We start from the raw sequence: 14,004 nt of genomic DNA, 5'->3' as shown, positions 1-14,004 counted from the left end.
GTCGTGTGCAGGTTGAGGGGGCTGGTCGCGCAGTTCCCCGCGCCCCTGAAGGCGGGGCCGTCTTCAGTTGCTCACCGCTGTGACCAGTACCGCCACCGACGGGTGGTCGGGGAGCGCTGCGGTGGCCGCCTCGCGGACTGCGCGCGTCACGTCCAGGGCGCGTCGGCTCGCACCGACCTCGATCTCAACGCGGACATGGCGGCGCGGGAGCGCGGAGTCGTCGCTCGCGCGGTCCTCGATGTGTACCGCGCGGCCCAGGCCGCCGAGTGCGCCGGTCAGCCGGGTGACGCCCGGGACGGCCAGCGTGGCGGCGGCCACGCGGGACTCGTCGTCGCCCAGCTCCGGCTCCGGCTCCGGTTCCGCGGGGGATTGCCGGTCGTCCGGGCGTACATCGTCCTCGTCCCGCTCCGCCACGTCGGTGTCCAGCAACCCCGTCACCCGGAGGTCCACCTCCGCGACCGTCAGCCCGAGCCGCTCCTTGGCCGCCGCGGCGAGGGCTGTGCGCAGGTGGGCCGCGGTCGTCGGCAAGGGCTCGCCCGGCGTGAGCGTCGCCGCGAACTCCGCGGTGATCCGCAGCGGCCCGGGCGGCAACGCGCTCGGCGGAGGCGGTACGGCAGCCACGTACGAGCCCTCCGGATCGGTGAGTGAGAGGCGCAGTGAGCCGAGGCGTACGCCAAGCGTGTGACGCGCCGCACTGCGCAGTACCGAGCCGGCCGCCCGCTCCGTGATCCACGCGCCGTCGCGCGGGCCGCCGAGAGGCACCAGTCTGCCGAGGCCGAGCTGCTGCCGTACCGCCTGGGTCCATCGATCCGCCGTCATTTCTCCAGCGTGCCGCATCCACGGCGCGGGACCGGGGAACCCCGCTTAGTGTGGGCGAAGGGGCCTACCGAAAGGGATGTACGGCGATGAGCGACACGACGCAGCGGAAGCGGCCGGAGACCCCCGAGGTCGAGCAGCCGGACCCGCAGCAGCTCAGGAAGACCGGTGTGACCAAGCGCGGTGGTGGCGACCCGGCCACCCGGGGGCGTACCACCATCGCCGACGGCGTGGTCGAGAAGATCGCCGGGCTCGCCGCCCGTGACGTCCTCGGCGTGCACGCCATGGGCAGCGGGATCTCGCGGACGTTCGGCGCGGTGCGCGACCGGGTCCCCGGCGGCGGCGCGAAGTCCGTCACGCGCGGGGTGAAGGCCGAGGTCGGCGAGGTGCAGACCGCGCTCGACCTGGAGATCGTCGTCGACTACGGCGTGTCCATCGCCGATGTCGCCCGGGCCGTCCGGGAGAACGTCATCGCGGCGGTCGAGCGCATGACGGGACTCGAGGTCGTCGAGGTCAACATCGCGGTCAGCGACGTAAAGCTGCCGGAAGAAGAGGAAGAGGAGTCGGAGACCCGGCTCCAGTGAAGTCGTATCGGCGACCCGTTAGTGACCTGCTGAGGAGCGCACGATGAGCATGGCCGTGATCGGCATGATCGCCGGAATGGCGCTGGGCTTCGCCGGATACTTCGGCGGGTTCGGTGCCTTCCTGCTGGTGGCGGCGCTGGGCGCCGTCGGCTTCGTCGTGGGCCGGTTCCTCGAGGGGGACCTGGACCCCGGTGACTTCTTCCGCACCCGCGGCACCCGCGACGACCGGCGGCGGTGACGCGTGTCCGGTGAGGCCGTCGACCCCGCAGCGCCCGCCGCGGTCCTCCGGCCCGGCAGCCCCGGCCGGGCCGTCGCGCCGGCCGATCGCGGCGCGCTCCGGATCGCCGACCGGGTCGTCGCGAAGATCGCCGCACGCGCGGCGCGCGAAGCCCTCGACGTGCTGCCGCCCGACGCCGTGCCCCCGCACGCCACCGTCATCGTGCGCCATGACACCGCCCGCGTCCGGATCAGCCTCGAACTCGACTACCCCTCCGACATCGGCGGCCAGTGCCGTGCCGTGCGTCGCCAAGTCACGGGGCGGGTAGAGACGTTGGCGGGAATGGAAGTGCCCGAAGTCGCCGTCCAGGTGGAGCGGTTGCACTCCGCACAGACGCGCGGCGCGGCACAGGGGAGGACGCAATGAGCGAGCCCCAGGGCTCCGAGAGCACCCAGCACCTGCCCGTCATCGAGAAGACGGCCGAGGACGAACTCGGCCAGTCCGCCTCCGCGGCGGACTACAAACCCCTGCCCACCCTCGACGACACCGAGGGCGGAGAGGGCCGCTTCTGGTCGGCACGCCGTGTCCCCGCGGGCATCCTCGCGCTGCTGATCCTGGCCGGCGCGGGCCTCCTGCTGTACGACGTCGCCGCCGTGCGTGCCGACCGGCCCGCCATGCAGTGGCGCAGGTCCCTGGCCCGCGAGCTCGCCGAGCGGCCCCTCGACGACACCTGGGTGCTCGTCGGCGCCGGAGTGGCGACGGCCCTCGGCGTCTGGCTGCTCGTCCTCGCCGCGACACCCGGTCTGCGCGACGTCCTGGCGATGCGGCGCGCCCACCCCGACGTACGGGCCGGACTGCACCGGGGCGCGGCCGCCATGGTGCTGCGCGACCGGGCCATGGAGGTGTCCGGCGTGCGATCGGTGCGGGTCCGCGTGGGACGTACGAAGGTCGACGTCCGCGCGGTGTCGCACTTCCGTGAACTCGACGACGTACGCGCCGACTTGGACGCCACGCTCGCCGACGGCATCAAGGGACTCGGGCTCGCCCGGCGCCCCGCCCTGTCGGTGCATGTCGCGCGGCCGGGCCGGAAGGGGTGAGCCGGTGCTGAGGATCGTGAACCGGGTCCTGCTGGGCCTCGCGGGTCTGCTTCTCGTCGTGGGCGGCGGTTCCGTGCTGGCCGTCGGTCTCGGCGCGAATCCGCCCTCGTGGTGGATCCACGACGGGCGGAACGACGTGCTGCTCAGCGACGCGGACCGGACGCGGTGGCGGGACGACGGCTGGTGGTGGCCCACCGTCATCGCCGTACTCGCCGTGGCCGTGCTGCTCGCCCTGTGGTGGCTCACGGCGGTGCTGCGGCGGCGCCGGCTCGCCGAGGTGCTCGTCGACACCGGCGACGGCGAGGGCGCGCTGCTGCGGGGGCGTGCCCTGGAAGGCGTACTGGCCGGCGAGGCGGGCGCGTTGGACGGCGTCGCGCGGGCACAGGCGTCGCTCACCGGGCGGCGCAGCGTCCCCGAGGCACGGGTCCAACTGATGCTGGAGCCACACGCCGACCCCGGAGACGCCCTCCACCGCCTGACCACGGAGGCACTGGCCCATGCGAGGGACTCGGCAGGCCTCGCATCACTCCCGGCGAAGGTGCGCCTCCGCGCGGTCAAACACCGCGCGGAGCGGGTCAGTTAGGGCGCGCCCCTAAAGGGGGGCGTGCCCCGTCAGGGGCGCGGGGAACTGCGCGACCAGCCCCCACGGCCCGCAGACACACAACAACCCAACCCCGCCATTCAGAACCCGTGCCGAGCCCCACCATCAACAGGAACCATGATCCCCGTCAGATAAGACGCGGCCGGAGACAACAAGAACGCGGCCGTCCGCCCGAACTCCTCCGGCGTGCCGTACCGACGAAGCGGAATCCGCACCTCGTTGGCCGCCCGCGTGCCCTCCGGATCGGCGGAGAGGCCGTCCAGCTCGCGCACGCGATCCGTGTCGATACGGGCCGGAAGCACGCCGACCACGCGGATGCCGCGCGGGCCGAGCTCGTCCGAGAGGGACTTGGCGAAGCCCGCGAGACCGGGGCGCAGGCCGTTGGAGATGGTCAGACCCGGGATCGGCTCGTGCACCGAACCGGAGAGCACGAAGCCGATGACCCCGCCCTCGCCCAGCTCCGCGGCGGCCGCGCGGGCCAGCCGCACCGCGCCCAGGAAGACGGACTCGAACGCCGACTGCCACTGCTCGTCCGTGTTGTCGGCGACGAAGCCGGGCGCCGGTCCGCCGACGCTGATCAGGATGCCGTCGAAGCCGCCGAACTGCTCGCGCGCGGCCGCGACCAGGGTCTCCGGGGCCGCCGGATCGGCGTTGGCCACGGCGACGCCGTGCGCGTTCGGGCCGAGCGCCGTCGCGGCCTCGGCGACCGTCTTCTCGTCGCGTCCCGTGATGATCACCTTCGCGCCGTCGGCGACGAGCTCACGCGCGGAGGCGTGGCCCAGGCCGCGCGTTGCTCCGGTGACGACGTAGACACGGTCCTTCAGTCCAAGATCCATGGTCCCTATCCTGCCCCCTCCTCATCGGGACTCTCATCCTCCCCCTCCCCGTCGAACAGGGCGAGGGCGGTGCCCACCAGGCCGATGTGGCTGAACGCCTGCGGGAAGTTGCCGAGTTGGTGGCCGGCCGCCGGGTCGTACTCCTCGGCCAGCAGCCCCACGTCGTTGCGGAGGGCAACCATGCGCTCGAACAGCTCGCGTGCCTCCTTCGTACGTCCCGTCATGTGCAGCGCGTCCGCGAGCCAGAAGGAACAGACCAGGAACGTGCCCTCGCGGCCCGGCAGTCCGTCGATGACCGTCTGGTCCGAGCTGTAACGGCGCAGGAAACCGTCGCTGCCGAGTTCGTCGCGCACCGCGTCGATCGTGCCGACCACCCTCGGGTCGTCCGGCGGAAGGAAGCCGAGGCGGGGGATGAGCAGCAGCGCGGCGTCCAGTTCGCGGGAGCCGTACGACTGCGTGAAGGTGTTGCGCTCCGGGTCGTAGCCGCGCTCGCACACCTCGCGGTGCACCTCGTCACGCATCGCGCGCCAGCGGTCCACGTCGCCGCGCAGGCCGGGGTTCTCCTCCAGGGTGCGGACCGTGCGGTCGGCGGCCACCCACGTCATCACCTTCGAGTGCACGAAGTGGCGGCGCGGGCCGCGTACTTCCCACAGCCCCTCGTCCGGCTCGCGCCAGTTCGACCGCAGGAACTCCATCAGGGCCTGGCGCACCCGCCACATGTGCGGCTTGGAGGGCAGGCCCGCGCGCTGCGCGAGCGCGAGCGAGTCGATCACCTCGCCGTACACGTCGAGCTGCAACTGCCGTACGGCGTCGTTGCCGACCCGGACCGGCGCCGAGCCGCGGAAACCGGGCAGCCACGCCAGCTCGTACTCGGGGATCCGCCGCTCGCCCGCGAGCCCGTACATGATCTGCAGATCCGCCGGGTCGCCCGCCGCCGCGCGCAGCAGCCAGTCGCGCCAGGCCTCCGCCTCCTCCTGGTAGCCGCACGCGAGCAGCGCGCCCAGGGTGAGCGTGGAGTCGCGCAGCCAGCAGTGGCGGTAGTCCCAGTTGCGCACGCCGCCGATCTCCTCGGGGAGCGAGGTCGTGGGGGCCGCGACGATGCCGCCGGTCGGCGCGTAGGTGAGGGCCTTGAGAGTGACCAGGGAGCGGACGACCGCGTCCCGGTGCGGGCCGTCGTAGCGGCAGCGGGCCGCCCACGCCTGCCAGTCGGCGAGGCTCGACTCCAGCGCCTCGTGCGGGTCGACGAGCGCGGGGCGCGGTTCGTGCGAGGGGTGCCAGGTCAGGACGAAGGCGACCTGCTCGCCCTCGGCGACCGTGAACTCCGAGTGCGTACCGAAGTCCTTGCCCCAGGTGCGCACGCCGGGCTCGCTGCGCAGCCACACCGAGTCGGGGCCCGCGACGGCCACACGATGGCTGTCCGACTTGCGCATCCACGGCACGATCGAGCCGTAGTCGAAGCGCAGCCGCAGCGTGCTGCGCACGGTCACCCGGCCCTTGAGGCCTTCGACGATCCGTACGACGTCGGGGGCGCGGTCGCGCTGCGGCATCAGGTCGGTGACGCGTACCGTGCCGTCCTCGGTCTCCCACTCGGTGTCGAGCACGAGGGAGTCGGGCCGGTACGCCCGCCGGGTGCAGGCGCCCGCTCCTTTCGGCGCGATCCGCCAGTGCCCGTTCTCCTCGACGCCCAGCAGCTTCGCGAAGCAGGCCGCCGAGTCGAACCGTGGCAGACAGAGCCAGTCGATCGACCCGTCCCGCCCGACCAGGGCGGCGGTCTGGTGGTCGCCGATGAGTGCGTAGTCCTCGATGGATGGGTGCACGTGTGCCGGGTTCCCTTGGCATCCGGCGATCAATCCCAGGGGATTGTCTCGCCGACTGCCTTTGCTGGATGGGTGGTGTTTCGGCTGCGGGTCGGCTGTGGCTGGTCGCGCAGTTCCCCGCGCAGGACCGCAGTCCTCAGACGGTGGCCGGCTCCGTCTCCGGCTCGGTCTGCGCGGTAGCCGCTTCCGCCCGGTCCCGGCGCTCGCGGCGGACCAGGATCACCCAGCCCACCGGGACGCCCGCTGCGAACAGCCACCACTGGACCGCGTACGCCATGTGGGTACCGATGCTGCTGTGGTCGGGCTCCGCGAGCAGCTCGGGGCTGTCGCCCTTCGGCTCCGGCGCGGTCATCTCGATGTAGCCGCCGAGGACCTGCTTGCCGAGCGCCTCCGCCTGCTGCTCGCTGTTGATCAGCATGACCTGGCGGTCGGGGAGACCGCGGACGTCCTTGATACCGCTGTCGGCGGTCGTCTCGTCGGCCATCAGCCGGCCGGTGACGGTGGTCTCGCCCTTCGCGGGCGCGGGGATCTTCGGGAACTCGGTCTGCACGCCGTTCGCGGGGATCCAGCCGCGGTTGACCATCAGGACCCGGCCGTCGTCCAGGACGAACGGGGTCAGGACGTGGAAGCCGACCTCGTCGTCGGAGTTGGTACGGCGGCGCACGACGACCTCGTGCCCGGTGTCGAAGGTGCCCTTCGCGGTGACCCGGCGGTATATGTCGTCGTCCTCGACCGCGCCGCCCGGCGCGGTGAGCGACTCGGCGGGCACCGGCTTCGCGGCCAGCGAGTCCGAGATCACCTTGTTCAGCGCGACCCGCTGCTCGTGCCGGTGCAGCTGCCAGAAGCCCAGCTCGATCATCGTCGGGATGAGCGCGAGCGCGATGAGGGTGAGGATCACCCACTGCCGGGACAACAGGAAGCGGTACACCCCACGACCGTACAACTCGGTCATGGGGTGTGGACGGGAGGGGGGTGGGCTCGGAGGGGGTTGCTCGGACGGCGGAGCGGCTCAGACCTTGTCGACGATCCCCGTCCTCCCCTCCGCGCGGGCGCAGTGCGCCCCGCAGTACCAGTGGCCCTCGACCTCGACTCCCTGGCCGATGATCTGGACGCGACAGTGCTCGCAGATGGGCGCCATGCGATGGATGGCGCAGGAGAAGCAGTCGAAGACGTGCACCGCGCCCTGCGCGTGCACCTCGAACGTCATGCCGTAGTCGTTTCCGCAGACCTCACAACGTGCCATGCGCCACAGGGTGGGCCGCCGGGGCGGCGCGGGCGAGCGGTCGCGGGGCGAGTCGCCCGCCAATCACCCGTACGCCCCGATGCCCGCGTTCACCCTAGGGCCTGTCTGACAATTCTCGTCTGCCTCGCGACGCCATGCACGCTCCCCCACTGCCTTTAAGGGCGTGGGAGGTGCCCCACTCGCCGCACCAGGCGCAGACCCAAGTACGTCCAGTACGAGGCTCTACGCCCGGCACTCCCCCAGCCTCCGGCCGGGGGGACCCCCAGAGCACGCACCTGACGCCGCGCGGCCGCCCTCCGGGCGACGACGGGAATTGTCAGACAGGCCCTAGGCCCGGACGTCCGCTCACGCCTCCGACGCCGGCTCCACATCCCGCACCAGCTGTCCGAACGCCGCCTCGTCCACGACCGGCGTGCCGAACTGGCGGGCCTTGACCACCTTGGACGTACCGGAGTCGGGGTCGTTCGTCACGAGGAGGCTGGTGAGCCGGGACAGGCTCGTCGCGACATGCAGTCCGGCCTCGACGGCACGGTCCTCCAGGAGCTCGCGGTCGACCGAGGTGTCCCCGGAGAACGCGATACGCATGCCCTGTTTGAGCGGCTTGCCCGGTTCGTACCGCCCGGGGTTCGGGTACGGGCAGGCGGGCCGCTTGCGCGACGGGCGCCAACTCCCGGACGGGTAGCCGCCCGAGCCGGAGCCGGACTGCCGACCGATGCGCGGCGCCGACCGGTCCGACCACTCCGTCAGCGGCCGGCACTCGAGCAGCGGCAGCCGCAGACCACCGCGCGCGGCGGCCCGCAGACTCGGCCGGAACGCCTCGGCCAGCACGCGCGCGTCGTCCAGCGCGTGGTGCGCGCGCTGCTGTACGACGCCGAAGTGGGCCGCGAGCGACTCCAGCTTGTGGTTGGCCAGCGGCAGGCCCAGCTCCTTGGACAGCGCGATGGTGCACAGCCGCTGACGGACCGGCGCCTCGCGCTCCGCGCGCGCGTACTCCCGCGCGATCATCGACCAGTCGAACACCGCGTTGTGCGCGACGAGCACGCGGCCGTCGAGCCGGGTCGCGAACTCCTCGGCGATGTCCGGGAAGAGGGGCGCCCCTTCGAGCATGTCGCTCGTCAGACCGTGGATCCACACCGGTCCCGGGTCCCGCTCCGGGTTGACCATCGTGTACCAGTGGTCCTCGACCTCGCCGCGCGCGTCCAACCGGTAGACCGCGGCGGACACTATGCGGTCGTCGCGGGCCAGTCCTGTGGTCTCCACGTCGACGACCGCGTATCCCTGCGGATACGCGGCCGGCCACGCGGCGGCGGACGGTGCGGTCTGACGGTCTTCGAGCATGGTCACTGAGGATAAGGGGCGCGACTGACAGTCCTGTCCCCGGAGTCGGTCCTCCTGGGCGGGCCGTACGACGCGGGAGTTATGTGACGGGCGATCAGTGACGTAGGAGGTTCGGTCAGGTTCGTCCGTCGGTGTCGGCGCAGGCTTGTGGTTGCACGGCTATGGACCATTGCCCCGTCCGGTGCGACTGTGCTGCGCGCCTGGAAAGCACGCGACGCGGAGGGCGGTACGACATGGCACGCGTACGGTACGGCGCGCGGACCGAGGCGGAGATCTCCGCCGCGCGCACCGCGAGCTCCCGGCTCCCCGACATCTGGTCCACCGGTGTGGTGGCCGTCTGGGAGAGCGACCCGGACGCCATCGCGGCGGTCCTGCCGCCCCCGCTCAAACCCACCGGGCGGCCCCTGGTCCGGGTGAACATCAGCAAGGTCGACCTGCCCGGATACCCCCTGGGCGCGGGCTCGTTCGCGGTCGCCGCCGCGCACGACGGCGTCGAGGGCTGGTATCCGCTCGTCATGCCGATGACCCACGAGCGGGCCCTCATCGGCGGCCGCGAGGTTTTCGGCGAGCCCAAGAAGCTCGGCGAGGTGACCGTCGAGCGCGAGGGTCTCGTCGTGCGCGCCGCGCTCGCCCGGCACGGCATCGCGTTCGTGGAGGTACGCGGAGCCGTCAGCGGTGCCCTGCCTCTGCCGGAGCCGACGCAGAAGACCGACTTCTACTTCAAGTTCCTTCCCGCGGTGGACGGTTCGGGCTTCGACGCCGACCCCGTCCTCGTGCACTGTCTGCGCAACGAGAAGGTGCGGAAGCTGGAGCGGATCACCGGCGATGTCATCCTCCGGGAGTCCATGTACGACCCGGTCGCCGACCTTCCCGTACGCGCACTCGTGGAGATCACCCTCGGCGAGAAGACGACGGACCAGAAGGGCAAGGTCGCGGAACGGGTCGACGCGCAGGCCCTGTTGCCGTACATCCACCAGCGCTACGACGACCCCCAGCAGATCCTCGACGGGCCTCCCGAGGGGAGTGCCTGATGCGGTGTCGTCCCGGGGGACGCGGCATCCGACAGCGGCTCCGCCGCGGACCGGACCCCCGGCCGGAAAAGCGATCGGTCCGAGCTTCAGGGAGAGGTGAGCGGGCGTGGAGTTGAAGGCGGGGCAGGTCGCCGTCGTCACCGGTGCCGCGAGCGGCATCGGGCTGGCCATGGCGCGGCGGTTCGCGGCCGAGGGGCTGAAGGTCGTCCTCGCGGACGTCGAGGAGGGCGCCCTGGAGAAGGCCGCCGGCAGGCTGCGCGAGGACGGAGCGGTGGTGCACGCGCGCGTGGTGGACGTCGGGGAGCGCGAGGAGGTCTTCGCGCTCGCCGAGGAGACGTACGGGAAGTTCGGCGCCGTGCACGTCCTGTGCAACAACGCCGGTGTCGGCTCGGGCGCCGAGGGCCGCATGTGGGAGCACGACCCGAACGACTGGAAGTGGGCGTTCGCGGTCAACGTGTGGGGTGTCTTCCACGGCATCCAGGCCTTCGTGCCGCGGATGCTGGCGGCCGGCGAACCCGGCCACATCGTCAACACCTCCTCCGGCGACGGCGGTATCGCACCCCTGCCCACCGCCTCCGTGTACGCCGTCACCAAGGCGGCCGTCGTGACGATGACCGAGTCCCTGTACGCGCACCTGAAGGCGGAGCACGCGCGCGTGGGGGCCTCCGTGCTCTTCCCGGGGCCCCACATGCTCCGTACGGGCCTGTGGGAGTCGCATCGCAACCGGCCGGACCGGTACGCGAAACAGAAGCCCCGAAGGACCCCGTACCGCAGCCTCGACCAGTGGGAGGCCGCGATGAAGGAGGCGGGGAAGGACGTGCGGTTCACTCCGGTCGAGGACGTGGCCGAGCTGGTGGTGGACGGCGTCCGGGCGGACCGCTTCTGGCTGCTGCCGGAGAGCGAACACAGTGACCGGCAGATCCGGGCCCGGTCGCAGTCGATGCTCGACCGCGCCGATCCGGCGTACCTGGAGAACTTCATTCTGGACTGAGGAGCCGCTATGTCCTCTGCAACGGAGCCCTATCTGATCATCTCCTCCGACTGCCATGCCGGGCTGCCCACCGAGGAGTACCGGCCCTATCTGGACTCCCGTTTCCACCGGGACTTCGACGAGTTCCTCGCGGGGCGCGAGCGCCGCCGCGAGGAGATGACGCGGCTCGGCATCCGGAACGAGGCGTTCGCGAGCAAGTGGTTCCACGACAACGAGGAAGGGCTGCGCGGCGGTTGGGACTCCGCGCAGCGGCTGAAGGAGCTGGACGGCGACGGCGTGGCGGCGGAGGTGGTCTTCCCGGACGCCGATGCCGTGGACAGCCAGACGGCCGCGCCCTTCGGAGTGGGCCTCGGGCTCTCCGGCGACCAGGACCCGGAGTTGGGCATGGCGGGCGCGCAGGCGCACAACCGCTGGCTCGCCGACTTCGTGGGCGTGAACCCCGAACGGCACTGCGGGGTGGCCCTGTTGCCCGTCACAGCGCCCACCGAGCGCGTCGTCGCCGAGGTGTACCGGGCCAAGGAGTCGGGCCTCGGCGCGCTGATGATCCCCTCCATGTGGGTCGACAAGGAGCCGTACCACGACCGCCGTTACGACCCGGTGTGGGCCGCGGCGGCGGAGTGCGCCATGCCGGTGATGACCCACTCCGGAGCGGCACCCCGGGGTGAGTACGGCGACCACCTCGGGATCTATGTGAGCGAAGTGACCTGGTGGCCGGCCCGGCCGCTGTGGTTCCTGCTCTGGTCCGGTGTCTTCGAGCGCCACCCCGGCCTCAAGTTCGGTGTGGCGGAGTCCGGTTGCTGGTGGCTGCCGAACCTGCTGTGGTTCATGGACCGGCTCTACCTGGGCGCGCACGGCGGCAAGAAGCTCTCCCCCTTCGCGGAGTTGAAGCGTCCGCCGCACGAGTACCTGGACCGGCAGGTCTTCATCTGCGCGACCAACACCAAGCGGCGCGAACTCGCCCAGCGGTACGAGATCGGCGTCGACAACATCCTCTGGGGCAGCGACTTCCCGCATCCCGAGGGGACGTGGCCCGACACGCGCGCGTGGCTGTCGCGTACGTTCCACGACATCCCGGTCGCGGAGACGCGCCGCATGCTGGGCCTGGCGGCGGCGGAGGTCTTCGGCTTCGACACCGACAAGCTGGCCCCGCTCGCCCGGCGCATCGGCCCGACACCGGCCGAACTCGGCCAGTCCGAGGACCAGTCGGCGGTCGAGGCGTCCTGGGCACGCTCGCGCGAAGTGGGCCGTCACTGGCTGACGGACCACGACTTCCCGGTCCTGGGGGTGGCCCCGTGAGTTCCGTGCACTCCATGAGTTCCGTGAGCGAGGACCGCTACACCGTCATCTCGGCCGACTGCCACGCGGGAGCCGATCTCCTGGACTACAAGCCGTATCTGCCGAAGGCGTACCACGAGGAGTTCGACGCCTGGGCGGCCACGTACGTCAATCCGTACGAGGACCTGATGGCCGACACGGCCGACAAGAACTGGAACTCGGAGCGGCGGCTCGCGGAGCTGGAGCAGGACGGGATCGTCGCCGAGGTCGTCTTCCCGAACACCATCCCGCCGTTCTTCCCGTCGGGGTCCCTGATGGCGCCGGCACCGACGGCCGAGGAGTTCGAGCGGCGCTGGGCGGGCCTGCGGGCCCACAACCGCTGGCTGGCGGACTTCTGTTCGGCCGCCCCGGGCCGGCGCGCGGGTGTCTTCCAGATCCTCCTGAACGACGTCGAGGAGGCGGTGAAGGAGATCAGGTGGGCGGTCGGAGCGGGTCTGCGGGGCGGCCTGCTGCTGCCCGGCACACCGCCCGGCAGCGGGCTGCCCGAGCTGTACTCATCGACGTACGACCCGATCTGGGCGGTGTGCGCGGAACTCGGCGTCCCCGTGAACCACCACGCGGGCTCGGCCTCCCCGCCGCTGGGCGACGAGCCCGCCGCCCGGGCGGTCTTCATGGTGGAGACCACGTGGTTCTCGCACCGCGCGCTCTGGCACCTCATCTTCGGCGGCGCGTTCCGCCGTCACCCCGGCCTGAAACTGGTGCTGACCGAGCAGGGTTCCGGCTGGATACCCGGGGTGCTCGACATGCTGGACTACTACCACGGCCGACTGGTCGCGGCCGCTACGAAGGCGTCCACCGCGGAGTCCAAGTTCGGGGCGGGGCTCGCCGATTCGATGGGCAGGGGACCGTCGGAGGTGTGGCGGGACAACTGCTTCGTCGGCGCGAGCTTCATGCGCCCCCACGAGGTGCCGCTCCGGAACCGCATCGGCCTCGACAAGATCATGTGGGGCAGCGACTACCCGCACGACGAGGGCACCTACCCGTACTCCCGCGAGGGCCTGCGCATCGCGTACGCCGGCCTCCCGCGCGAGGAGATCGCGGCGATGGCGGGCGGCAACGCGGCCCGTGTCTACGGCTTCGACCTCGACCTCCTGGACCCCATCGCGGCGAAGGTGGGACCGACGGTGGATGAGATCGCCGAGCCGCTGGGGGAGCCGCCGGGGGACGCGACGAGTCCGGTGTTCGCGCCCGGGGGGTCGGTACGGGTCTGGTGACGGGCCCGAGCGGATCCGTGCGGATCTTCGCGGGCCTGGTGTCGGTTCAGCCCGGGCCTGGTGTCGGTTCGGTTCGGGCCTGGCGACGGGTCGGTCCGGGGCGTGAGGGGCGCTCGGTGCGATCCTCGCCTCTGTGACCGAACCAACGCACGACGAGGCCCACGCCGGCGCACTCGCACCGCGGCTGAACTGGCTGCGGGCCGCGGTGCTGGGTGCCAATGACGGCATCGTGTCCACCGCGGGTCTCGTCGTCGGCGTGGCCGGCGCCACGGACGACCGCGCCACGCTCCTCACGGCCGGGCTCGCGGGGCTCCTCGCCGGGTCCATGTCCATGGCCGCCGGGGAGTACGTGTCCGTGTCCACGCAGCGGGACTCCGAGAAGGCGGCCCTGGCGATGGAGCGGCGGGAGCTTCGGGAGCAGCCGGAGGCGGAGCTGGAGGAGCTGACCGAGCTGCTGGAGGAACGGGGGCTCTCGCGGGAGGTCGCCCGGGAGGCGGCGGAGCAGCTCACGGAACGGGACGCGCTGAAGGCCCACGCGCGCGTGGAGCTCGGGATCGATCCGGACCAGCTCACGAATCCCTGGAACGCGGCGTGGGCGAGCTTCTGCGCCTTCACGGTGGGCGCGCTGCTTCCGTTGCTGGCGATTGTGCTCCCGCCCGCCGCTTGGCGCCTGCCGGTCACCGTGGGGTCGGTGCTGGCCGCGCTGGTCGTCACGGGGTGGGGGAGCGCGCGGCTGGGGGAGGCGGAGGTGCGGCCGGCCGTGGTGCGGAACGTGGTGGGTGGAGCGTTGGCGATGGCGGTTACCTATGGGGCGGGGGCTCTGCTGGGGGCGGCCGGAGTATGACGGTGGGCCGACCCCTTGGTGGAGATCACCAAGAAGTAAG

General features: G+C 71.9%; 16 protein-coding genes. 10 read left to right on the top strand and 6 right to left on the bottom strand.

Features of this window, described 5'->3' with window-relative positions; genetic code table 11:
* Positions 1–63 precede the first annotated feature (63 nt).
* Positions 64–819 (bottom strand): nucleopolyhedrovirus P10 family protein, encoded by a 756-nt coding sequence (locus tag GAS53_RS24045; protein ID WP_151479777.1) that lies wholly within the window; start codon positions 817–819, stop codon positions 64–66.
* An 86-nt stretch (positions 820–905) separates the two neighbouring features.
* Here GAS53_RS24045 and GAS53_RS24040 point away from each other — a divergent pair, with 86 nt between their 5' ends.
* The 5 genes from GAS53_RS24040 to amaP are packed head-to-tail and all read left to right on the top strand — an operon-like array spanning position 906 to position 3,297.
* A complete protein-coding gene (locus tag GAS53_RS24040) occupies positions 906–1,400 on the top strand; it encodes an Asp23/Gls24 family envelope stress response protein (protein ID WP_151479776.1) in 495 nt (164 codons plus the stop codon).
* Between the two features lie 43 nt (positions 1,401–1,443).
* Positions 1,444–1,638: a hypothetical protein gene (locus GAS53_RS24035; protein ID WP_151479775.1), complete on the top strand. Its 195-nt coding sequence runs from the start codon at positions 1,444–1,446 to the stop codon at positions 1,636–1,638.
* Positions 1,639–1,641: 3 nt separating this feature from the next.
* A complete protein-coding gene (locus GAS53_RS24030; protein ID WP_404829277.1) occupies positions 1,642–2,043 on the top strand; it encodes an Asp23/Gls24 family envelope stress response protein in 402 nt (133 codons plus the stop codon).
* On the top strand, positions 2,040–2,714 hold the full coding sequence (locus GAS53_RS24025) for a DUF6286 domain-containing protein (protein WP_151479774.1): 675 nt from the start codon (positions 2,040–2,042) through the stop codon (positions 2,712–2,714). Before GAS53_RS24030 ends, GAS53_RS24025 begins: the two co-directional genes overlap by 4 nt.
* A 4-nt stretch (positions 2,715–2,718) precedes the next feature.
* A complete protein-coding gene (gene amaP / locus GAS53_RS24020; protein ID WP_225859051.1) occupies positions 2,719–3,297 on the top strand; it encodes an alkaline shock response membrane anchor protein AmaP in 579 nt (192 codons plus the stop codon).
* Between the two features lie 98 nt (positions 3,298–3,395).
* Here the strand turns inward: amaP and GAS53_RS24015 are convergent, their stop codons facing one another.
* The 5 genes from GAS53_RS24015 to GAS53_RS23995 all read right to left on the bottom strand — a co-directional run bounded on the left by GAS53_RS24015 (position 3,396) and on the right by GAS53_RS23995 (position 8,549).
* Positions 3,396–4,151, bottom strand: a complete 756-nt coding sequence (locus tag GAS53_RS24015; protein WP_151479772.1) for an SDR family oxidoreductase — start codon at positions 4,149–4,151, stop codon at positions 3,396–3,398.
* Between the two features lie 5 nt (positions 4,152–4,156).
* Positions 4,157–5,968 carry a glycoside hydrolase family 15 protein gene (locus GAS53_RS24010; protein ID WP_151479771.1) on the bottom strand — a complete coding sequence of 604 codons (1,812 nt, stop codon included), beginning with the start codon at positions 5,966–5,968 and terminating at the stop codon, positions 4,157–4,159.
* Positions 5,969–6,104: 136 nt separating this feature from the next.
* Positions 6,105–6,896: an SURF1 family cytochrome oxidase biogenesis protein gene (locus tag GAS53_RS24005; RefSeq protein WP_192583256.1), complete on the bottom strand. Its 792-nt coding sequence runs from the start codon at positions 6,894–6,896 to the stop codon at positions 6,105–6,107.
* 81 nt (positions 6,897–6,977) lie between these two features.
* Positions 6,978–7,211, bottom strand: a complete 234-nt coding sequence (locus GAS53_RS24000; protein ID WP_151479769.1) for a hypothetical protein — start codon at positions 7,209–7,211, stop codon at positions 6,978–6,980.
* 345 nt (positions 7,212–7,556) lie between these two features.
* Entirely contained in the window at positions 7,557–8,549 is a 993-nt protein-coding gene (locus tag GAS53_RS23995; RefSeq protein ID WP_151479768.1) for a DEDDh family exonuclease, read from the bottom strand.
* Positions 8,550–8,782: 233 nt separating this feature from the next.
* Here GAS53_RS23995 and GAS53_RS23990 point away from each other — a divergent pair, with 233 nt between their 5' ends.
* From GAS53_RS23990 to GAS53_RS23970, 5 genes are all read left to right on the top strand, one after another.
* Positions 8,783–9,580 (top strand): acetoacetate decarboxylase family protein, encoded by a 798-nt coding sequence (locus GAS53_RS23990; RefSeq protein ID WP_151479767.1) that lies wholly within the window; start codon positions 8,783–8,785, stop codon positions 9,578–9,580.
* Between the two features lie 106 nt (positions 9,581–9,686).
* Positions 9,687–10,571: an SDR family NAD(P)-dependent oxidoreductase gene (locus GAS53_RS23985; protein ID WP_151479766.1), complete on the top strand. Its 885-nt coding sequence runs from the start codon at positions 9,687–9,689 to the stop codon at positions 10,569–10,571.
* A gap of 9 nt (positions 10,572–10,580) precedes the next feature.
* The gene (locus GAS53_RS23980) at positions 10,581–11,867 is read left to right on the top strand and encodes an amidohydrolase family protein (protein WP_151479765.1); all 1,287 of its coding nucleotides are present in this window, start codon (positions 10,581–10,583) and stop codon (positions 11,865–11,867) included.
* Between the two features lie 14 nt (positions 11,868–11,881).
* Positions 11,882–13,120, top strand: coding sequence for an amidohydrolase family protein (locus tag GAS53_RS23975; RefSeq protein ID WP_151479764.1), 1,239 nt, complete (start codon positions 11,882–11,884; stop codon positions 13,118–13,120).
* Between the two features lie 133 nt (positions 13,121–13,253).
* Complete coding sequence (locus GAS53_RS23970; protein WP_151479763.1) at positions 13,254–13,964, top strand: VIT1/CCC1 transporter family protein; 711 nt, start codon at positions 13,254–13,256, stop codon at positions 13,962–13,964.
* Positions 13,965–14,004 lie beyond the last annotated feature (40 nt).

The organism is Streptomyces albicerus (assembly GCF_008905045.1).
GTDB classification, from domain to species: Bacteria; Actinomycetota; Actinomycetes; order Streptomycetales; family Streptomycetaceae; genus Streptomyces; species Streptomyces albicerus.
Note: the sequence above shows the minus strand (reverse complement) of the source record. Positions and strands in the feature narration are given on the sequence as shown.

Excerpts from the sequence above, each read along its gene's own strand:
- GAS53_RS24045 (WP_151479777.1), bottom strand. The coding sequence starts at position 819 with ATGACGGCGGATCGATGGACCCAGGCGGTACGGCAGCAGCTCGGCCTC.
- GAS53_RS24040 (WP_151479776.1), top strand. The coding sequence starts at position 906 with ATGAGCGACACGACGCAGCGGAAGCGGCCGGAGACCCCCGAGGTCGAG.
- GAS53_RS24035 (WP_151479775.1), top strand. The coding sequence starts at position 1,444 with ATGAGCATGGCCGTGATCGGCATGATCGCCGGAATGGCGCTGGGCTTC.
- GAS53_RS24025 (WP_151479774.1), top strand. The coding sequence starts at position 2,040 with ATGAGCGAGCCCCAGGGCTCCGAGAGCACCCAGCACCTGCCCGTCATC.
- GAS53_RS24015 (WP_151479772.1), bottom strand. The coding sequence starts at position 4,151 with ATGGATCTTGGACTGAAGGACCGTGTCTACGTCGTCACCGGAGCAACG.
- GAS53_RS24000 (WP_151479769.1), bottom strand. The coding sequence starts at position 7,211 with ATGGCACGTTGTGAGGTCTGCGGAAACGACTACGGCATGACGTTCGAG.
- GAS53_RS23995 (WP_151479768.1), bottom strand. The coding sequence starts at position 8,549 with ATGCTCGAAGACCGTCAGACCGCACCGTCCGCCGCCGCGTGGCCGGCC.
- GAS53_RS23990 (WP_151479767.1), top strand. The coding sequence starts at position 8,783 with ATGGCACGCGTACGGTACGGCGCGCGGACCGAGGCGGAGATCTCCGCC.
- GAS53_RS23980 (WP_151479765.1), top strand. The coding sequence starts at position 10,581 with ATGTCCTCTGCAACGGAGCCCTATCTGATCATCTCCTCCGACTGCCAT.
- GAS53_RS23975 (WP_151479764.1), top strand. The coding sequence starts at position 11,882 with ATGAGTTCCGTGAGCGAGGACCGCTACACCGTCATCTCGGCCGACTGC.